Raw genomic sequence first — 20,184 nt, 5'->3', positions numbered from 1 at the left:
ATACGACGCAGCTTGCAGGGTGTGTTTGCCGGTTCCCACAGGGACCGCACCTACCTTCACAACTGCATCGATCCTGTGGGAGCCGGCTTGCCGGCGATTGGGCCAGCCGGCTCGTCACAGGGCCCGGAGTCAAACGTTCTGCCGCTCACCCTTCGGGTCGAAGAACACCGAAGACACGATTTCTGCCTCGATCACGCTGCCATCGGCTTGCGGCGAATAAACGCGCTCGCCCATGCGTTTCAGGCCGCCTTTGACCACACCCATGGCAAACGAATAACCCAGGGAGTTGGCCGCGTAGCTGGAGGTGACGTGGCCGACCATGTCCATCGGGATCGGCTGCTTGGGGTCGAACACCAACTGGGCGCCTTCGGGCAGCCACTTGGTCGGGTCCACAGGCTTGAGGCCCACCAGTTGCTTGCGGTTTTCCCGCACACAGTCCTCGCGGTTCATGCCACGCAGGCCGATCCACGAAAACGGTTTATTGCGGCCCACGCACCAGCTCATGTTGAGGTCGTCCGGGGTCATCGAGCCGTCGGTGTCCTGGCCAACGATGATGAAGCCCTTCTCGGCACGCAGCACGTGCATGGTTTCGGTGCCGTACGGGGTCAGGTTGTACTTCTTGCCGGCTTCGATGACTTTTTCCAGCACGCCCATGGCGTAGTTGGCCTGCACGTTGACTTCGTACGACAGCTCACCGGTAAACGAAATACGGAACACACGGGCAGGTACGCCACCGACAGTGCCTTCCTTCCAGGTCATGAACGGGAAGGCGTCCTTGTCCAGGTCGATGTCGTCGGTCAGCTCGCTGAGCAGCTTGCGGCTGTTGGGGCCGGACAGGGTCAGCGTGGCCCAGTGGTCGGTAACCGAGGTGAAATACACCTTCATCTCTGGCCATTCGGTCTGGTGGTACAGCTCCAGCCACTGCAGCACGCGTGCGGCGCCGCCGGTAGTGGTGGTCATGTAGAAGTGGTTGTCGCCGACACAGGCGGTAACGCCGTCGTCGAAGACCATGCCGTCTTCTTTGCACATCAGGCCATAACGGGCCTTGCCCACATCGAGCTTGGTCCAGGCGTTGCTGTAGATGCGGTTGAGGAACTCGCGGGCATCCGGGCCCTGGATATCGATCTTGCCCAGGGTCGAGGCGTCGAGCAGGCCCACGCTGTCGCGCACGGCCTTGCACTCACGGGCCACGGCGGCGTGGATGTCTTCACCGGCCTTGGGGAAGTACCAAGGGCGCTTCCATTGTCCGACGTCTTCGAACTCGGCGCCGTTCTTCACGTGCCAGGCATGCAGGGCAGTGAAGCGCACGGGCTCGAACAGGTGGCCACAGTGACGGCCCGCTACCGCACCGAAAGTCACCGGCGTGTAGTTGGGGCGGAACATGGTGGTGCCCATTTCCGGAATGGTGATACCGATCGAACGGGCGGCGATGGCCAGGCCGTTGATGTTGCCCAGTTTGCCTTGGTCGGTACCGAAGCCCAGCGCGGTATAGCGCTTGACGTGCTCGACCGACTCGAAGCCTTCGCGGGTGGCCAGTTCGATACCGGCGGCGGTCACATCGTTCTGCTGGTCGACGAACTGCTTCGGCCCCTTGCTGCCCTTGTCGTGCGGCACCTGGAACAGCGCCACGGTGGCCTCTTCCTTGCGTGCAACGGTCTTTGGCAGCGTGCCGGTGGTAGCCTTGAAGCCGGCTTCGGTGGCGGCGCGCACGCCGCCTTCGAAACCATCGGCAATCACATCGCCCAGTGCATACACGCCGTTGATGCCACCCACGCACACGCGCTTCTGCGGCGCATCACCGGGCACGAAGCCAAGGATATCGTCACGCCATACCGGGCGACCGCCCAAGTGCGAGGCCAGGTGGACGATCGGGCTGTAGCCGCCGGAGGTTGCGATCAGGTCGCATTCGAGGGTTTCGCCTGGGCTGGTGACCTTGTGTGCCTGCACATCGATGGCCGCCACGCGGGCACCGGTGACATGCTTGCTGCCTTTGGCCTCGATCACAGCGCTGGAAGTGAGGATGCGGATGCCTTTGGCACGGGCTTCCTCAACCAGCGAACCACGGGGGTTGTGGCGGGCGTCGGCGATGGCGACGACCTGCAGGCCAGCGTCATGCCAGTCCAGCGCAGCGCGGTAGGCATGGTCGTTGTTGGTCGACAGCACCAGCTTGCGGCCCGGCGCCACGCCGTAGCGGCGCACATAAGTGGAGACAGCACCGGCCAGCATGTTGCCCGGCACGTCGTTGTTGCCGTACACCAGCGGGCGCTCGTGGGCGCCGGCGGCCAGTACAACGCGCTTGGCACGTACACGGTGCACACGGTGGCGAACCTGGCCGATCGGCGCGCGGTCACCGAGGTGGTCGGTAAGGCGCTCGTGAATGGTCAGGAAGTTGTGGTCGTGGTAACCGTTGACCGTGGCGCGTGGCAGCAGGGTCACTTCCGGCAGGCTTTCCAGCTCTTTGACCACGGCGTTGACCCAGTCAGCGGCCGGTTTGCCGTCGAGGGTCTCGCGGCTGTCGAGCAGGCTGCCACCGAACTCTTCCTGTTCGTCGGCCAGGATCACCCGGGCACCGCTGCGCGCAGCGGCCAGGGCAGCGGCCAGGCCTGCAGGGCCGGCGCCGACGATCAGCACGTCGCAGTGCTGGTTCATGTAGTCGTAACTGTCCGGGTCGTTCTGCAGCGGCGCACGGCCAAGGCCTGCCGCCTTACGGATGTACTTCTCGTAAGTCATCCAGAACGATTTCGGGTACATGAAGGTTTTGTAGTAGAAGCCCGGCGGCATCATGCTGCCGCCGACCTTGCCGAGGATGCCCATGACGTCGTTGTTGACGTTCGGCCAGCCGTTGGTGCTGGTGGCGACAAGGCCTGCGTACAGCGCCTGCTGGGTAGCGCGCACGTTGGGGATCTGCGTGGCTTCGCTGGAGCCGATCTGCAAGATGGCGTTCGGCTCTTCGGTACCGGCGGCGATGATGCCGCGTGGGCGCGAGTACTTGAAGCTACGGCCAACGATGTCGACGCCGTTGGCCAGCAGCGCGGCGGCCAGGCTGTCACCGGCATAACCCTGGTAGGTCTTGCCGTTGAAGGTGAAGTTCAGGACCTTGCTGCGGTCGATACGGCCGCCGCTGGCGAGGCGATAGGTCTGGCTCATACTTTTTCCCCTTGGCCTTTGGCGGTCGACGGTGCGCTGCTTTGCTTGCCGCCTGCGGTCACCTGCGGCTTCTCGCCGATCTTGTAGGTTTCCAGAATTTCGTAGGTCACGGTGTCGCGGGTGACGTTGAAGTACTGACGGCAGCCGGCAACGTGGTCCCACAGTTCATGGTGAATACCGCGCGGGTTGTCGCGGAAGAACATGTAGGTGCCCCACTCCTCGTCGGAGCAGGCGTTGGGGTCCAGCGGGCGGGCGATGTGCGCCTGGCCAGAGGCGTGGAACTCTTCTTCGGAGCGCAGCTCGCCGCAGTGGGGACAGAAAATATGCAACATGACGGTGTCTCCGGTTAGTGGGCGACGGCGGCGGCGCCGTGTTCGTCGATCAGTGCGCCGTTGTAGAAACGGTCCATGGAAAACGGCGCAGCCAGCGGGTGCATCTCGCCTTTGGCCAGGCTTGCGGCGAAGACGTTGCCCGAGCCCGGGGTCGCCTTGAAGCCGCCGGTGCCCCAGCCGCAGTTGAAGAACATGTTCTTGACCGGGGTCTTGGAGATGATCGGGCAGGCGTCCGGCGAGGTGTCGACGATGCCGCCCCACTGGCGGTTCATGCGTACGCGCGAGAGGTTGGGGAACATCTCGACGATGGCCTGCAGGGTGTGCTCGATCACCGGGTACGAACCGCGCTGGCCGTAGCCGACCCAGCCGTCGATACCGGCGCCGATCACCAGGTCGCCCTTGTCGGACTGGCTGATGTAGCCGTGCACGGCGTTGGACATGATCACGCTGTCGATGATCGGCTTGATCGGCTCGGACACCAGTGCTTGCAGCGGGTGCGATTCCAGCGGCAGGCGGAAGCCGGCCAGCCTGGCCATGTGCCCGGAGTTACCGGCAGTGACCACGCCGACGCGCTTGGCGCCGATGAAACCTTTGTTGGTTTCCACACCGATCACTGCACCGTTTTCCTTACGGAAACCGATCACTTCGGTCTGCTGGATCAGGTCCACGCCCAGGGCGTCGGCGGCACGGGCGTAACCCCAGGCCACGGCGTCGTGACGGGCGACGCCACCACGGCGCTGAACGGTAGCGCCGAGGATCGGGTAACGGGTGTTCTTCGAGCAGTCCAGGTACGGGATCTCGGCCGCGACCTGGGCAGTGTTGAGCAGTTCGCCATCGACGCCGTTGAGGCGGTTGGCGCTGACGCGGCGCTCGGAGTCACGAATGTCCTGCAGGGTGTGGCACAGGTTGTAGACGCCGCGCTGGGAGAACATCACGTTGTAGTTGATGTCCTGGGACAGGCCCTCCCACAGCTTCATGGCGTGCTCGTACAGCTGCGCCGACTCGTCCCACAGGTAGTTGGAACGCACGATGGTGGTGTTACGGGCGGTGTTGCCGCCGCCCAGGTAACCTTTCTCGACCACCGCGACATTGGTGATGCCGTGTTCCTTGGCCAGGTAGTAGGCCGTGGCCAGGCCATGGCCGCCACCGCCGACGATGACCACGTCGTAGACCTTTTTAGGGGTCGGCGTGCGCCACATGCGCTGCCAGTTCTCGTGGTGGCTGAGGGAGTGTTTGAAGAGGCCGAAGCCCGAGTAGCGTTGCATGGTCGTTTACTCCACTCAGCGGTAAACAGGGAAGTCGGCGCACAGGGCCGCAACGTTCTTCGCCACATCGGCTTCGACGTCAGCGTCACCGAGGTTGTCGAGGATGTCGCAGATCCAGCCGGCCAGGGCCACACACTGGGCGACCTTGAAGCCGCGGGTGGTGACAGCCGGGGTGCCGATGCGCAGGCCGGAAGTGACGAACGGCGACTGCGGGTCGTTCGGCACGGCGTTCTTGTTGACGGTGATGTGCGCGCGGCCCAGGGCAGCGTCGGCATCTTTGCCGGTCAGGCCCTGGCGGATCAGGCTGACCAGGAACAGGTGGTTGTCGGTACCGCCGGAGACCACGTCGTAGCCGCGGTCGATGAACACCTGGGCCATGGCCTGGGCGTTGTCGATGACCTGCTTCTGGTAGCTCTTGAACTCAGGCTCCTGAGCTTCCTTGAAGCACACAGCCTTGGCGGCGATGACGTGCATCAGCGGGCCGCCCTGGGCGCCGGGGAATACTGCGGCGTTGAGCTTTTTCTCGATCTCTTCGTTCGACTTGGCCAGGATCAGGCCGCCACGTGGGCCGCGCAGGGTCTTGTGGGTGGTGGTGGTCACCACGTCGGCGAACGGGATCGGGTTCGGGTACAGGCCAGCGGCAACCAGGCCGGCAACGTGGGCCATGTCGACGAACAGCAGCGCACCGACCTTGTCGGCGATGGCGCGAAAACGCGGGAAGTCGAGGGTCTTGGAATAGGCCGAGAAGCCGGCAACGATCATCTTCGGCTTGTGCTCGACGGCCAGGCGCTCGACTTCGTCGTAGTCGATCAGGCCAGTGTCGGTGTTGATGCCGTACTGCACGGCGTTGTAGAGCTTGCCCGAGGACGACACTTTGGCGCCGTGGGTCAGGTGGCCGCCGTGGGCCAGGCTCATGCCCAGGATGGTGTCACCGGCCTGCAGCAGAGCCAGGTACACGGCGCTGTTGGCCGAAGAGCCGGAGTGTGGCTGAACGTTGGCGTAGTCGGCGCCGAACAGCTGCTTGGCGCGCTCGATGGCCAGCGCCTCGACCTTGTCTACGTGCTCGCAGCCACCGTAGTAGCGCTTGCCCGGGTAGCCTTCGGCGTACTTGTTGGTCAGGCCGCTGCCTTGGGCCTGCATGACGCGCTTGCTGGTGTAGTTCTCCGAGGCGATCAGCTCGATGTGATCTTCCTGGCGCTGTTCTTCGGCATTCATCGCCGCCAGCAGTGCGTCGTCGTAACCCTGGATCTGGTCTTGCTTGCTGAACATCGTGGTTCTCCCGGCAGCGATCGTTTCTTGTCTGTAAGGCACTGTGGCCCTTTATGGCGATGGTATGACTGGCCGGGGTGGGTCAGATGCCTGCGCACGCCTTGCAATGGCGCGTTTACGACATTCACCCGTCGGTTGCGCAAATCCCTGTAGGAGCGGCCTTGCGTCGCGAACGGGTCGCGCAGCGGCCCCAAGCTTCAGCAGCGCTTGAGCAATGGCTGGGGTCGCGTCGCGACCCTTTCGCGACGCAAGGCCGCTCCTACATAGGCAACCGCTGAATCGATGGTTTAGAGTGCTGTTCTGCGTTGTTCACAGGACCGTGTCATGACAGATAAAAGCCAACAATTCGCCAGCGACAATTATTCCGGTATCTGCCCCGAAGCCTGGGCAGCGATGGAAAAGGCCAACATGGGCCACGACCGCGCCTACGGCGACGACCAGTGGACCGAGCGTGCCGCCCAGTACTTCCGCGAGCTGTTCGAAACCGACTGCGAAGTGTTTTTCGCCTTCAACGGCACCGCCGCCAATTCGCTGGCCCTGGCCTCGCTGTGCCAGAGCTACCACAGCGTGATCTGCTCCGAGACCGCCCACGTCGAGACCGACGAATGCGGCGCGCCGGAGTTTTTCTCCAACGGCTCCAAGCTGCTCACCGCGCCTAGCGTCAACGGCAAGCTGACGCCGCAATCGATCCGTGAAGTGGCGCTCAAGCGCCAGGACATCCACTACCCCAAGCCGCGTGTGGTGACCCTCACCCAGGCCACCGAAGTGGGCACCGTGTACCGCCCCGATGAGCTCAAGGCGATCAGCGCCACCTGCAAGGAGCTGGGCCTGAACCTGCACATGGACGGCGCGCGGTTCACCAATGCCTGCGCATTCCTAGGCTGCAGCCCGGCCGAGCTGACCTGGAAGGCGGGCGTGGATGTGCTGTGCTTTGGCGGCACCAAGAACGGCATGGCGGTGGGTGAAGCGATCCTGTTCTTCAACCGCGACCTGGCCGAAGACTTCGACTACCGCTGCAAGCAGGCCGGGCAACTGGCCTCGAAGATGCGCTTTTTGTCGGCGCCCTGGGTCGGGCTGCTGGAAGACGGCGCCTGGCTGCGCCATGGCAACCACGCCAACCATTGCGCGCAGTTGCTGGCGTCGTTGGTGAGTGACCTGCCGGGGGTGGAGCTGATGTTCCCGGTGGAGGCCAACGGGGTGTTCCTGCAGATGCCGGAGCCGGCGCTGGAAGCACTGCGTGGCAAGGGCTGGCGGTTCTACACCTTCATTGGCAGTGGCGGGGCGCGGTTCATGTGCTCATGGGATACCGAAGAGGCACGCGTGCGCGAGTTGGCGGCGGATATCCGCAACATCATCATCGCCTGACAGCTTGCCGGGAGGGCTTTGCCCTCCTTTCGCGACGCAAGGCCGCTCCAATCGTCTGTAGGAGCGGCCTTGTGTCGCGAATGGGCCGCAAAGCGGCCCCAGCGATCTAAAGTTTGAACCCGCCCATCTGCCGCGCAAGATCATCGGCCAGCCCACGCAACGCCTGGCACTCCTCGCGACACCCCTGCACTTCCGCCGCCGTTTCCCTGGCCAGGTCAGAAATCCCCTGCACCGTCCGGTTGATCTCCTCGGTCACCGCCGACTGCTCTTCCGTCGCCGTGGCCACCTGATGGTTCATGTCGCTGATGTGCTCGACCTGGTCGGTAATCGCCCCCAACGAGGCCCCGGTTCGCTGGCTCGACTCCACGCCACTGCCCGTCGCCTGCTGCCCCGCCTGCATCGACGTGACCGCCGAACCTGCCCCGTGCTTGAGGCGCTGGATCATCTGCTGGACTTCATCCGTCGACACCTGGGTACGGCGTGCCAGCGTCCGCACCTCATCTGCCACCACGGCAAAGCCACGCCCCATCTCCCCTGCCCGCGCCGCCTCGATGGCAGCGTTGAGCGCCAGCAGGTTGGTCTGCTCGGAAATGCTGCGGATCACCGCCAATACTTCATCGATAGAGGCGACTTCGTCGGCCAATTGCGCCACCGCATCCGCAGCCTTGCCGATGTCACCTGACATGCCCTCAATACCCTGGATCGACCGTCGCACCACTTCACGCGCCTGCAAGGCTTCGTCCCGCGCTGACTGCGAAGCCTGCGCAGCATCGCCGGCGTTGCGCGCAATGTCCTGCACGGTCAGCCCCATTTCGTGCACGGCGGTGGCAACCATTTCGGTCATTTCCTGCTGCCGTCCGGAACGTTCGGCCGTGTTGTCCACTACCTGAGTCACCTGTTCGACCGCCCGATGCAAGCGCTCGGTGGTGCGCAGCACCTCGCCGATCAGCCCGCGCTGGCTGTCGAGAAAACGGTTGAAGCCGCGTGCCAGATCGCCCAGTTCGTCCTGACGCGAATCGTCCAGGCGATGGCTGAGGTCACCGGCACCGCTGCCAATCTGCACCAATGCGGCGGTCACACGGCGAATAGGCCGCACCAGCCCCCGCGCCAGCAGCACCACCAGCAACAACGAGAGCAGCGCCACACCCCCACCGATCAACGTGGTAAGCCACAGCGCCTGACGCATCTGCGCATAGATCTCTGCCTCCGGCACCTCGGCAACCAAGGTCCAGTTCAGGTCGCGCAAGGGCAAGCCCAAGGCCAGATAGTCTTCGCCATCACGCTGGAACCGGCTGGTGCGCAAACCCGGCTCACCACTGATCACCGCCTTGGCGGCCTTTTCATCAAGCTGCTGCGCGAGCTGTCGCTTGCCGCTGAAGGCATTGTCCGGATGCACCTGGATCAAGCCATCGTTGCGTACCAGAAACACCTTGCCGTGCTCGCCAAAGCTGAAGTCGTGGATCAGTTTCGACAGCTCGGTCATGCGCAGGCCCATGCCGGCCACACCGACCAGCTTGCCGTCCTTTTCCACGCGGTAGTCGATGAACAGCGCCAGCTCGCCGGTAGCGCCGTCGATATCGATATTGATCAGGCGCTCGGCGCCACTGTCGATGTAGCCGTAAAACCACTTGTCTTTGGGGTTGTCGCGGCTGAGGGTGCGGTCCAGGCCATTCTCGTTGTAGTAGTGGCCGGTCTCGGTCGAGGCGAAGAGTGTGGTGAAGGCCTGGTTGCGCTGCTTGGCGGCCTGCAGGTATTCGACAAAGCGCGGCAGTTCGCCAGCGTCTTCACCATCTGCCAGCCAATCACGCAGCAGCGTGTTGCCGGCAATGTCGGCTGCGGCCACCAGCGGCTGGCCAAGCATTCGCTCGATATCGTTGCGGATGGCTTCGATGCTGGCCGGCAGCGCCGTGTCCACCAGGTAGCGATCGGTGAGGCGGTTGAGCGCCACGGTGAAAATGATCACAACCACCAGGATGCTCGCCAGCAGGGCCGCGCCCATGCTCGCGATCAACTGCCACTGGATACTTCGACGCCAGATACCCATGCCCCTTCCTCCCCAGGAATTTTTGTTTGGGGGAAAGTGTATACACTCAGGTATCCAGTTGTACCAGTGATCTGCAACAAGGATGAAGACGCTGTGGGGCAGGCAAGCCCGTCCCCACAGCGTTCAAGGTGGCTCTTACTGTTCGGCGATGGTCCGAACGATCGCGTCCACCGTGGCGTCGATCTGCGCCTGGGTACGCTCCAGGGTCTGCTGATGTTCCTTCTGCAGTTCAACCTGCTTGGAACACAGATTCAGGGCGGCCAGCACCAGCAGCTTGTCGCCGATCAGGGTCGGGTACGAACGTTTGGTTTCGGCAAGGGCGGTGTTGAGCATGCGTACCGCCTGCGCCAGGGTTTCTTCCTGGCCTTCGGGCGCCTTGATCGAATAGTCGTTGCCGAGGATCGACACGACATTGACCGGCTGCGCTTGCAGTCTCATGCGCCGACGACACCTGCACTGGCGCGCTCAACCAACGCCTGGATGCGCGCGGCGGTGGCGCCTTGCTTCTCTTCCTGCTCCATCAGCGACAGCTGCAGGGTTTCGTTCTCTTCCTTGGCCTGGGCCAGTTCCTGGCCAAGGGTGGTGTTGTGCTCGGTGAGTTGAGCGTTTTTCTGCATCAGGTCGCTGACCAGTTGCTCGAGTTGATTCAGGGAGGCTTCCAGCATGGGGTCTATCTCGGGTTGTTGCAAAGGGCGCACACGATAAAGAAAAGTGTGAGCCATCGCCATTAAATATCGGATTCTCAAGGTTTCTAACCCGCAGATTGACAGGGTATCGGGCCCCTTGTTCCGACCTGGGTCAACCGCTGGTCAGGTAAATGGATAGCTGGCTCACAACTTTCCCCGTTCACGCTCAAGACTGGCCGGTCACGACCGATAGCCAGGCAAGTCATATTTCGTCGCATGGAACGCGTCCACTTCTCTGTCTGGATTCCTCCTTCCATGTCCCTACGCAACATGAATATCGCCCCGCGCGCCTTGCTCGGGTTCGCCCTGATCGGCTTGCTCATGCTCGGCCTTGGTGTCTTCTCGCTCATGCAGATGGGCAACATCCGCCAGGCGGGCCTTGCCATCGAAAACATCAGCGTGCCCAGTATCAAGACCCTGGACGAACTGACCTCGCTCAACCTGCGCCTGCGCACCCTCTCCTACCGCTTGCTGCTCAACCGCGAGCCGGAAGTCCAGCGCGACACCTTCAACCTGCTGGACCAGCGCAACGCCGAGATCGACCGTGCTCGCCAGGCCTACCTGCCACTGATCAGCGCGGCTGACGAACAGGCCGCCTTCGACCAGTACACCGAACTGCTCAACCAGTACCGCCAACTGGAAGCACGCATGCGCAGCATGAGCCAGGCCAACCGCACCGACGAACTGCGTGGCCTGCTCAACCGCGACCTGTTGGCCAACTCCGAGCAGATCAACAAAGTCATGAACACCTTGGTGCGCATCAACACAGAACAGACGCGCGCAACCAACGAAACCGCTGCCAATCAGTATGCCGCGGCCTTCGCGTTGGTGATCGGCCTGCTGATTGCCGCAGCCGTGCTGACCTTCCTCTGCGCGTTGCTGCTAACCCGCAGCATCGTCAAGCCCATCGACGAAGCCCTCAAAGCCGCCGAGCAGATTGCCGACGGTGACCTGACCCATACCATCCGCGCCGAAGGCACCGATGAGGCCGCGCGCCTGCTGCGCGCGATGGCGCGCATGCAGGAAAAATTGCGCGACACCCTGCAGCTGATTGCTGGCTCCGCTACCCAGCTGGCGTCGGCCGCAGAAGAGCTGAACGCCGTTACCGACGAGAGCGCGCGTGGCCTGCAACAGCAGAACAACGAAATCGAGCAGGCCGCCACGGCGGTGACCGAAATGACCAGCGCCGTCGAGGAAGTGGCACGTAACGCGGTAAGCACCTCAGAAGCCTCCAGCGAAGCCAGCCGCTCGACCGGCGACGGCCGTGACCTGGTGCTGGAAACCGTGGGTGCCATCGAGCGGATGAGCGGTGATGTGCAGGCTACCGCCAAACTGATCACCCACCTGGCCGAACAGTCGCGCGACATCGGCAAGGTACTGGATGTCATCCGTGGCTTGGCCGACCAGACCAACCTGCTGGCGCTCAACGCCGCGATCGAGGCAGCCCGCGCGGGTGAAGCAGGCCGTGGCTTTGCCGTGGTGGCAGACGAGGTGCGCGCACTGGCCCACCGCACCCAGCAGTCGACCAGCGAAATCGAACGGATGATCGGCAGCATCCAAGGCGGCACCGAACAGGCGGTCGAATCGATGCGCACCAGCACCGAACGCGCCGAGTCGACGCTGAACATCGCCAAGGGTGCCGGCATGGCGCTGGACACCATTGCCGGGGCAGTGGCGCAGATCAATGAACGCAACCTGGTAATCGCCAGCGCGGCGGAAGAACAGGCCCAAGTGGCGCGCGAAGTGGACCGCAACCTGGTGAATATCAATGACCTGTCGGTGCAGAGCGCAACCGGGGCGCACCAGACCAGCGCAGCGAGTGCAGAGCTGTCGCGCCTGGCTGTGGATTTGAATGGGCTGGTGGCACGTTTTCGTACCTGAAATCGCCGGGGCCGCTTTGCGGCCCAATCGCCGGCAAGCCGGCTCCCACAAAGATCTGTGCCAGCTGTGCCATTGACAGCAGCGCTGCCGAACCTCCCACAAAGATCTGTGCCAGCTGTGCCATTGACAGCAGCGCTGCCGAACCTTGTGGGAGCCGGCTTGCCGGCGATTGGGCTGCAAGGCAGCCCCAGCAATTTCCGGATCAGTAATCGATCCGCACATCCCCTTTCGGTACGCTGCAGCACGACAGGATGTAGCCCTCGGCTTCGTCCTCTTCGGTGATACCGCCGTTGTGCTCCATCTCCACTTCCCCGCCCAGCTTGAGCACCTTGCACGTCCCGCAAATGCCCATGCCGCAGGCTTTTGGAATCATCAGGCCAACCTTGGCCGCCGCCGCATGCACGGTCTCGCCCGGGGCAACCCGGATGCTCTTCTCGCTGCCGATGAACTCCACCAGGTTGAGCTCGGACACGTCCACTTCCGGCGCATCGGCCGCCTGCTCGGCATGCTCCACAGCATCGGCCTTGGCCTCTGCCGGCGTCGCGCCGAACGACTCCTCGTGGTAGTTCTTCATGTCAAAGCCGACAGCCTCGAGCATGCGCTTGACCGCGGTCATGTATGGCGTCGGGCCGCAGCAGAACACCGTGCGCTCCATGTAGTCAGGCGCGATCAACTCCATCAGCCGCTGGTTCAGATAGCCGCGATAACCCGCCCAAGGCTCACCCAGGCCGTGCTTCTCGCAAATGATGTGCAGGCTGAAGTTGGGGATGCGTGACGCCATCTGCTCCAGTTCGCGGTGGTAGATGATGTCTTTGGGCGAGCGGGCGCTGTGCACGAAGACCATGTCGACATTGGCGTTGGTGTCGTAGAACCAGCGCGCCATGGACATCACCGGCGTGATACCGACACCGCCGGAGAGGTACAGCACCTTGCCCGCCGGGAAGTCGATGGCGTTGAACAGACCCACCGGGCCATGCACCGGCACTTCAAAGCCCTCGTGCATGGTGTCGTGCAGGTAGTTGGACACATGCCCGCCTGGCACCCGCTTGACCGTGATCGAGAAGCTGTAGGGCACCGACGGCGAACTGGAGATGGTATAGGAACGCATCACCGGCTTGCCTTCGATCTCCAGCTCCAGGGTGACGAACTGCCCAGGCTTGAAGAAGAACATGATCGGCTGGTCGGCCATGAAGCAGAAGGTGCGCACGTCCCAGGTCTCCTGGATGACCTTGACGCAGCGCACGATGTGGCGGCCATTGGCCCAGGTCTGGGTGGTGACCGGATTGAGGAAAGTATCGGACATGTTCATCTCCAGCGGCCGACAATTGGCCCTTTTCATGGCTGCGATAATGCGCAAGCTGAAGGCGCCGCACATTCCTGCCTGCGACATCGGCGTGCTTATCGCGACCAGCCCCGTGCTACAAGGGCTGGGACGTCGTAATTCAAATCGGCCATGTCGCCCATGGATACGGTTCGCGGCGTCTTCGGACGCACACTCCACGGCAAAAGAACCTGCTGTTTTTTGACAGATGCTCTTGCGGCACCACAACAACGATTAGCCACCTTTTGCCGGCCGCATACGGCCCCGAGGATTACACGATGGACGTCACCGCAACCCTGAGCCTGGGCGATCCACTGGAACCTGCACGCAAGGCCACCGCCGAGATGCTGCAGACCCGCGAGCGCACCTACTCGCTGCCCCAGCCGTTCTACACCGACGAGCGTCTGTTCCAGATCGACATGCAGGAGATCTTCCACAAGGAATGGCTGATTGCCGGCATGACGTGCGAAATCCCGGCCAAGGGCAACTACATCACCCTGCAGATCGGCAAGAACCCGATCATCGTGGTGCGCGGTAGCGAAGGTAAGGTGCATGCCTTCCACAACGTCTGCCGCCATCGCGGCTCGCGCCTGTGCGTCAGCGAGAAAGGCAAAGTGGCGAAGCTGGTCTGCCATTACCACCAGTGGACGTATGAACTGGACGGCCGCCTGCTGTTCGCAGGTACTGAAATGGGCGCCGACTTCGACATGAAGGAATACGGCCTGAAACCTGTGAACGTAAAGGTCGCCGGTGGCTACATCTTCATCAGCCTGGCGGAAAACCCACCTGCTATCGACGAGTTCCTGGCCACCCTGGACCACTACATGGAACCGTATGACATGGAGAACACCAAGGTGGCAGTGCAAACCACCTTGATGGAAAAGGCCAACTGGAAGCTGGTGCTGGAAAACAACCGCGAGTGCTACCACTGCTCCGGCTCACACCCGGAGCTGCTGCAAACCCTGCTGGAGTGGGACGACACCAACGACCCGCGCGCCAGCCAGGAATTCAAGGACCACGTGGCCGCCTCCGCCGCCGCCTGGGAAGCCGAGAAGATCCCGTACCTGCACAAGAGCCATGGCCTGCGTAACCGCATCGTGCGCATGCCGCTGCTAAAGGGCACCGTATCGATGACCATGGACGGCAAGCAGGCCTGCCAGAAGCTGATGGGCCGTATCAAGAACCCGGACCTGGGCTCGATGCGCATCCTGCACCTGCCGCACTCGTGGAACCACTGCATGGGCGACCACATGATCGTCTTCACCGTGTGGCCGATCAGCGCCCAGGAGACCATGGTCACCACCAAGTGGCTGGTGCACAAGGATGCCGTCGAAGGTGTCGATTACGACCCTGAACGTATGCGCAAGGTGTGGGATGCCACCAATGACCAGGACCGCCGTTTGGCGGAAGAGAACCAGCGGGGCATCAACTCCACGGCTTACCAGCCAGGGCCGTACTCGAAGACTTATGAGTTTGGTGTGGTGAACTTCATCGATTGGTACAGCCAGCGCGTGCTGGAAAACCTTGGTGCAGAGCCGGCTGCGTACCTCAAGGAAGTGCAGGCTCAGTAAGTAGCCGTTCACCTTCGGCCAGTGGCGCCCGCCACTGGCTCAAGCTCGCTCCAAGATTGCCTTATGACGTTTACAGCCGCGCTGTTCCGCCTAACGGCCGAAGGCATCGGGCTTGCTGAACCTGCCCGGTTGGTGCCGTACCACCGAGCGGTAATGGGATATCGCTCCCACGACCTGGCCTGGGCCAACGACCACACCTCTTTGACCGATGTGCCCAGCGATATGACGGTCAGGGTCGCCAACGCCCATGTCTGCCAGTCTTCTCCTGGCTCCACGGTTCGGCTGATGCCCAGGGTAATGCCTGCAACGGCACTGACACCACTTATCCCTGTGAGCGCCCAATCGACCGATGACGGCGGTGATGTATGACTTTCCACGGTGCCATAGGTCATAACGCCACCACGGCTGGCAGGATAGGATCCCGTTGCTTGATGCATATGGCGGGTTCGCCACATCGATCGCAGCCGTAGACCACTGGTGAACGCACCCGCAAGGTTGGAAAGGATGCTCAGGATGGGAAACAGATAGTCTGCGGCCTCCTGCCCCGTCGGATCGCGATGGTTGATCGGGTCCCCAAGGCAATAAGCGTAAGCATTTAGCCCACCCCGAGCGAATGGGCTGAGTCGGTCAGGCGAACCAAAGCGCATCAGTGCCGGGCTAAAGGCACGGTGCCCGTTACCCAGCAAGTAGCAGCCACTGGCGTGATCAAGGTGGGCGTCTGAAAACCCCAACCAAGCGCCATCATCCGGCCTGAACCCGCCATAGGGGGTATAGCGTCGATACAGGGTATGCCCGCTGCGCAGCACGGTGCGCTGGAGATCAGTTGCCAGCAGTGTGGTCGTGCCCATGGCAACGCTCCAGACCATTTGTGCCCTAACGTTAACAAGGGCTGTATGGAACGTTAACTGGCAGAAATGACAGTTACAGCTGGACCGGAGCGAAGCTCAGCCTCGTCAGATCATTTTTTGATCAAAACCCTGCAAGCCTTTGAAAGCAATGGCTGTAGCACTTACCAAACAACTTGCCCACAGGTTGACTAACAGACATTGTGGGCAAGTCATAGGGATATTGATAACTGCTGTGGATAACAGAGCAAAACCTTAGGGGCCGTGGTGTTTAGACCCAGGTTTGCAGTAATTGGCGATTATTTGATCATATCCTTCAAGACGGCGTCCTTGCTGGCTTGCAGCGTTTGACAAACACTTTATCCACACCTTGGCGAACAGATTCCGTGGGTAACCTCAGCGCAATACGCCCTCCTCCACCAGCAACTTGAGAATCGCCTCGGCGCCTTCTTGTGGAGAAACGTCTTTCAAGACCTTACCGCCACCACCACTGGCCTTGGCCGTCGCGGCCTTCATCCGGTCGGCGCCGCTTTTGGCCTTGATCACCTTCAGGCGCTTGGGCCTTGGGCGGGCTGGTTGCAACTGCGCTTCGCCCAGCAGTTCATCCTCGACGATAGCGACATTGCGCGCCGCCAACACACCGCGCCGGGCCGGACCGAACGCGCTCTGCCGCGGTTTGGCCGCCGCGTTATCCACAGTTGCCAGCAACGGAAGACGTACCTTCAGCCTGCGCCGCTGCCCACGGGGCAGCGCCTGCAGGACCTGAGCGGTGCCGTTGTCGATCGATTCCACTTCGGCCAGGCCGACTATCAGCGGCCAACCCAGTTTCTCGGCCAGCAGGAACGGCAACATGCCCGAACCCTCGCCGGTTTCAGCCTGGCTACCCGTTAGCACAAGCTGCGCACCGGCATCACGCAGGTAATCCCCAAGCACGCCCAGCACATCGGCTCCTGCGGGCTGCTCTAGCACATCGAGGTGGTCCAGGCCCATGCCCAGGTAAGCACGCAATGCCTCTTCATGCGGGTCGCCAGCATGCACCACCTGCAAGTTATCCCCAGCCAGCTGCAAGCCCAGCTCCACCGCACGGGCATCCTGCTCGGCGCGGCGGGCGCGGCCGGAGCTCGGGTGGGCACCGACGGAAACCAGGCTGATGACTTTAGTACTCATGCTCATGCCCCTATGCTGCGTCGCGCTGGCCGCCGCTGCGGAAGTTGTCCACAGCCTCGATCAAAGCCTTCAGAATCGCCGAGCTGTCGCCAATCACCGACAGGTCGGCCCGTTTGATCATGTCGCAGCCTGGGTCCATGTTGATCGCCACCACTTTGTCGCAGGCACCGATGCCTTGCAGGTGCTGGATCGCACCAGAGATACCCACAGCCACATAGACCCGTGCGGTAACCCAGGTGCCGGTTGCGCCCACCTGGCGGTTACGCGGCATGAAGCCATCGTCCACCGCCACCCGCGAAGCACCCTCGGTTGCCCCCAGGGCAGCAGTCGCCTGGTGGTAGAGGTCCCAATCCTTGACGCCGTTGCCCCCCGAGACGATGAATTCGGCCTCGGCCATGGCGATGGTCGCCGGGTCGACGGCCACCGAACCAAGGTCCTCGATGCGTGGCAGGCTGCGCACCACGCCTGTGGACAACTCCACCGGCAATGCTTCGTGCCGGGTTTCGCTGACCGGTTCGGCGCATTCGGCGGCGCCCAGGATCAGGCGCGGCACCGCGCGTTGCAGGTCCTGCTGACCCGCACCAGCACGGCCGATGCACTGGCCGTCCTTGACCTGCCAGACGCGCGTTGCCGGGCGTTCGCCCAAGGCCGCAGCCCAGCGCCGGCCCAGTTCGCCACCGCCGGTGCGGCTATCGGGCAACAACCAATGGCGTGGCGTGAACTGGTTATCCACAGCGCGCAGGCCCTGCACCCGTTGCTCCGGTGCATAACCTTCGAACTGTTCGCCGTCGATGACCAGCAAGCGGTCGACACCCGCTGTGGAAAACTTGCTTTCCTTGTGCTCACCAAACACCACGGCCAATACCGCGCCGTCACTGCCGGCCAGGCTGTGGGCGAGGCCGAGCAGGTCACGGTCATGGCTGCTGAGGCGGCCGCCCACCATGTCGGGCACCACGGCGATGTAGAACGCAGGCGCTGGCACCTGATGCAGCGGCAATTGCACTTCGGCCGCCGCGCTACGCCGCCCGCCGCCAGCGGTGCCCTGTTGAGCACCGCTACGGTCGATGCGCTTGAGGCCATTGGGGCCGATGAAACCGGCGGCAATGGCATGCGGGTTCTTGCGCATCAGGCCATTGGGCCCCAGCCAGCGGGTTTGTTGCGTCTGCAGCGCCGCATGCAGCGGATGCAGGCGGTTACGGGCGATCCACTCGGCGCGTGGGTCGCGGCGGATGATGTCGCTCATCAGTGCACCTCCGCAGGTTCACGTTCTACCGTTGGCGACTTTGGGGCCGCGGGCGTTTCCTCTTCGATCAGCACATCGGCTACCAACTCGGCGAGGTCCTTGATCTGTGGGCGCGGTTCGACCACCCCTTCGAGCATCGCAGTGCACTGCGGGCATCCCACCGCCACCAGCTCGGCCTGGGTCTGGCGAATGTCATCCATGCGCATGTCGGGGATACGTTGCTTGCCCGGGATGTCGGTGATCGGCGCACCTCCGCCACCGCCGCAGCAGCGGGAACGGAACCCCGAGCGCTGCATTTCGCGCACTTCGATACCCAGCGCCTTCAACACTTGCCGCGGGGCCTCGTATTCGCCGTTGTAGCGGCCCAGGTAGCACGGGTCGTGATAGGTGACGCTGCCGCCCTTGTGCTGCCCGAGGTTGAGCTTGCTGGCTGCGATCAGTTCGGCGATGTAGGTGCTGTGGTGCTGCACCTGGTAGTCGCCGCCCAACGCGCCGTATTCGTTCTTCAGCACATGGAAGCTGTGCGGGTCGCAAGTGACGATGCGCTGGAACTTGTACTTGGCCAGGGTCTGGATATTGCGTTTGGCCAACTGCTGGAAGGTTGCTTCGTCACCCAGGCGGCGCGCCACATCGCCGCTGTCACGCTCTTCCAGGCCGAGCACGGCGAAGTCCACGCCCGAGGCCTTGAGTACTTTGACGAACGACCGCAGGGTGCGCTGGTTGCGCATGTCGAACGCGCCGTCACCGACCCAGAACAGCACTTCGGTGGTTTTCACTTCAGACAGCAGGTTCAGGTTAAGGTCAGCGGCCCAGTTCATCCGCCCGCCTGGGGCAAAGCCGCCCGGGTTGTCGGTCGCGATCAGGTTATCCAGCACCTCGGCGCCCTTGTTCGGGGTCGCGCCCTTTTCCAAGGTGAGGTGGCGGCGCATGTCGACGATGGCATCGACGTGCTCGATCATCATCGGGCATTCCTCGACGCAGGCACGGCAGGTGGTGCACGACCACAATGTTTCGGCGTCGACCAGGCCGTTGACGATCGGTTGGTGTGGATTACCGCCGTGTTCACCGATCGGCTTGCCAGGGTACGGGCTACCGGCGAACTTGGCATCGGTGCCACCGGCCAGGCCGATGACCATGTCCTGAATGAGTTTTTTCGGGTTCAGCGGCTGGCCCGCAGCGAACGCAGGGCACACCGCCTCACATTTGCCGCACTGCACGCAGGCGTCGAAGCCCAACAGCTGGTTCCAGGTGAAGTCCACCGGCTTTTCCACGCCCAGCGGGGCGTTCGGGTCTTCCAGGTCCAGCGGCTTCAGGCCGGTTGAACGGCCACCGCCGAAGCGTTCGGCGCGGCGGTGCCAGGCCAGGTGCAGGGCCCCGGCGAAGGCGTGTTTCATCGGGCCGCCCCAGGTCATGCCGAAGAACAGCTCCGACACGCCCCACAGCACGCCCAGGGCAAGTACCGCGACCATCACCCAACCGCCGGTGTTGGCGGGCAAGATGCCGGCCACCGGCAAGGTGGCGATGAAGAAGCTTGCGGCGAACACCAGCAGGCTTTTCGGCAGGCGCATCCATGGGCCTTTGGACAGGCGCGATGGCGGGTTGAGCCGGCGCTTGAAGACGAAGATGGCACCGGTGAACATGATTACAGTCGCCACCAGCAAGGCGTAGCCAAGGATCTTGCTCTGCAGGCCGAAGCCGTGCACCAGGATTGCCAGCACCGCCGACAGTACAAAGCCGCCCGCAGTGGCCACGTGGGTCTTGGACATGTACTTGTCGCGCTCGACCACGTGGTGCAGGTCCACCAGGTAGCGCCGCGGCATGGCCAGCAAGCCGCCGATCAGGTCGACCTTGGAGGCTCGGCCACGCCGCCACATGCGCACCCGGCGCAGGGCGCCGAGCACCGCCAGGCCAAGGGCAGCGAACAGCAGGATGGGTAACAGGGTGTTCAACATGGGGGGCTCCCACAACAGCTGGATTCTTGCGCTGCCCCGAAGGCCAGCGCGGACCCCATGTAGGAGCGGCCTTGTGTCGCGAAAGGGTCGCGAAGC

At 63.0% G+C, this 20,184-nt stretch carries 15 protein-coding genes and 3 pseudogenes; 5 read left to right on the top strand and 13 right to left on the bottom strand.

All coding sequences use genetic code 11. The features are described from left to right. Nucleotides 1–129: 129 nt before the first annotated feature. From NGJ21_RS21915 to NGJ21_RS21900, 4 genes are read right to left on the bottom strand one after another with little or no spacing between them, the layout of a single operon-like run. Nucleotides 130–3,147 (bottom strand): sarcosine oxidase subunit alpha, encoded by a 3,018-nt coding sequence (locus NGJ21_RS21915; RefSeq protein WP_119687904.1) that lies wholly within the window; start codon nucleotides 3,145–3,147, stop codon nucleotides 130–132. Next, nucleotides 3,144–3,479 (bottom strand): sarcosine oxidase subunit delta, encoded by a 336-nt coding sequence (locus NGJ21_RS21910; protein WP_046787513.1) that lies wholly within the window; start codon nucleotides 3,477–3,479, stop codon nucleotides 3,144–3,146. The genes NGJ21_RS21915 and NGJ21_RS21910 overlap by 4 nt, the downstream gene beginning before the upstream one ends. 14 nt (nucleotides 3,480–3,493) lie before the next feature. Continuing rightward, the gene (locus tag NGJ21_RS21905) at nucleotides 3,494–4,744 is read right to left on the bottom strand and encodes a sarcosine oxidase subunit beta family protein (protein ID WP_012316642.1); all 1,251 of its coding nucleotides are present in this window, start codon (nucleotides 4,742–4,744) and stop codon (nucleotides 3,494–3,496) included. A gap of 15 nt (nucleotides 4,745–4,759) precedes the next feature. After that, complete coding sequence (locus NGJ21_RS21900; protein ID WP_046787512.1) at nucleotides 4,760–6,013, bottom strand: serine hydroxymethyltransferase; 1,254 nt, start codon at nucleotides 6,011–6,013, stop codon at nucleotides 4,760–4,762. A gap of 324 nt (nucleotides 6,014–6,337) precedes the next feature. Between NGJ21_RS21900 and NGJ21_RS21895 the strand changes: the two genes are divergently transcribed. Then, entirely contained in the window at nucleotides 6,338–7,378 is a 1,041-nt protein-coding gene (locus NGJ21_RS21895; protein WP_161871141.1) for a threonine aldolase family protein, read from the top strand. Nucleotides 7,379–7,484: 106 nt separating this feature from the next. Here the strand turns inward: NGJ21_RS21895 and NGJ21_RS26175 are convergent, their stop codons facing one another. The 4 genes and pseudogenes from NGJ21_RS26175 to NGJ21_RS21880 all read right to left on the bottom strand — a co-directional run bounded on the left by NGJ21_RS26175 (nucleotide 7,485) and on the right by NGJ21_RS21880 (nucleotide 10,087). Continuing rightward, nucleotides 7,485–8,213 carry a methyl-accepting chemotaxis protein gene (locus NGJ21_RS26175; protein WP_404601989.1) on the bottom strand — a complete coding sequence of 243 codons (729 nt, stop codon included), beginning with the start codon at nucleotides 8,211–8,213 and terminating at the stop codon, nucleotides 7,485–7,487. A 135-nt stretch (nucleotides 8,214–8,348) separates the two neighbouring features. After that, a pseudogene (locus tag NGJ21_RS26170) lies at nucleotides 8,349–9,377 on the bottom strand (HAMP domain-containing protein); the annotation flags it as partial. Between the two features lie 180 nt (nucleotides 9,378–9,557). Then, nucleotides 9,558–9,860 (bottom strand): cell division protein ZapA, encoded by a 303-nt coding sequence (locus tag NGJ21_RS21885; protein WP_012316646.1) that lies wholly within the window; start codon nucleotides 9,858–9,860, stop codon nucleotides 9,558–9,560. Continuing rightward, the gene (locus NGJ21_RS21880; protein WP_174141956.1) at nucleotides 9,857–10,087 is read right to left on the bottom strand and encodes a hypothetical protein; all 231 of its coding nucleotides are present in this window, start codon (nucleotides 10,085–10,087) and stop codon (nucleotides 9,857–9,859) included. Before NGJ21_RS21880 ends, NGJ21_RS21885 begins: the two co-directional genes overlap by 4 nt. A 237-nt stretch (nucleotides 10,088–10,324) precedes the next feature. Between NGJ21_RS21880 and NGJ21_RS26165 the strand changes: the two are divergent. Beyond that, nucleotides 10,325–11,086: pseudogene (locus NGJ21_RS26165) on the top strand (MCP four helix bundle domain-containing protein); the annotation flags it as partial. 30 nt (nucleotides 11,087–11,116) lie between these two features. Beyond that, the gene (locus NGJ21_RS26160) at nucleotides 11,117–11,989 is read left to right on the top strand and encodes a methyl-accepting chemotaxis protein (RefSeq protein WP_411269048.1); all 873 of its coding nucleotides are present in this window, start codon (nucleotides 11,117–11,119) and stop codon (nucleotides 11,987–11,989) included. Nucleotides 11,990–12,191: 202 nt separating this feature from the next. Here NGJ21_RS26160 and gbcB read toward each other — a convergent pair whose 3' ends face one another. After that, on the bottom strand, nucleotides 12,192–13,292 hold the full coding sequence (gbcB, locus tag NGJ21_RS21870; RefSeq protein ID WP_119687905.1) for a glycine betaine monooxygenase reductase subunit: 1,101 nt from the start codon (nucleotides 13,290–13,292) through the stop codon (nucleotides 12,192–12,194). A gap of 296 nt (nucleotides 13,293–13,588) precedes the next feature. Between gbcB and gbca the strand changes: the two genes are divergently transcribed. After that, complete coding sequence (gbca, locus tag NGJ21_RS21865) at nucleotides 13,589–14,881, top strand: glycine betaine monooxygenase oxygenase subunit (protein WP_012316650.1); 1,293 nt, start codon at nucleotides 13,589–13,591, stop codon at nucleotides 14,879–14,881. A 63-nt stretch (nucleotides 14,882–14,944) separates the two neighbouring features. Next, nucleotides 14,945–15,250, top strand: coding sequence for a hypothetical protein (locus tag NGJ21_RS21860; protein ID WP_251962695.1), 306 nt, complete (start codon nucleotides 14,945–14,947; stop codon nucleotides 15,248–15,250). Nucleotides 15,251–15,432: 182 nt separating this feature from the next. Here NGJ21_RS21860 and NGJ21_RS21855 read toward each other — a convergent pair. The 4 genes and pseudogenes from NGJ21_RS21855 to dgcB form a co-directional block, all read right to left on the bottom strand. Next, nucleotides 15,433–15,729, bottom strand: a pseudogene (locus NGJ21_RS21855) (RHS repeat-associated core domain-containing protein); the annotation flags it as partial. A 393-nt stretch (nucleotides 15,730–16,122) separates the two neighbouring features. Beyond that, on the bottom strand, nucleotides 16,123–16,893 hold the full coding sequence (gene etfB / locus NGJ21_RS21850) for an electron transfer flavoprotein subunit beta (RefSeq protein WP_119687907.1): 771 nt from the start codon (nucleotides 16,891–16,893) through the stop codon (nucleotides 16,123–16,125). Nucleotides 16,894–16,903: 10 nt separating this feature from the next. Continuing rightward, nucleotides 16,904–18,136, bottom strand: coding sequence for an electron transfer flavoprotein subunit alpha (etfA, locus tag NGJ21_RS21845; protein WP_125925146.1), 1,233 nt, complete (start codon nucleotides 18,134–18,136; stop codon nucleotides 16,904–16,906). Further along, entirely contained in the window at nucleotides 18,136–20,088 is a 1,953-nt protein-coding gene (dgcB, locus tag NGJ21_RS21840) for a dimethylglycine demethylation protein DgcB (protein ID WP_119687909.1), read from the bottom strand. Before dgcB ends, etfA begins: the two co-directional genes overlap by 1 nt. Between the last annotated feature and the right edge of the window lie 96 nt (nucleotides 20,089–20,184).

The organism is Pseudomonas sp. Marseille-Q5299, assembly GCF_943737035.1.
GTDB classification, from domain to species: Bacteria; Pseudomonadota; Gammaproteobacteria; order Pseudomonadales; family Pseudomonadaceae; genus Aquipseudomonas; species Aquipseudomonas putida_E.
Note: the sequence above shows the minus strand (reverse complement) of the source record. Positions and strands in the feature narration are given on the sequence as shown.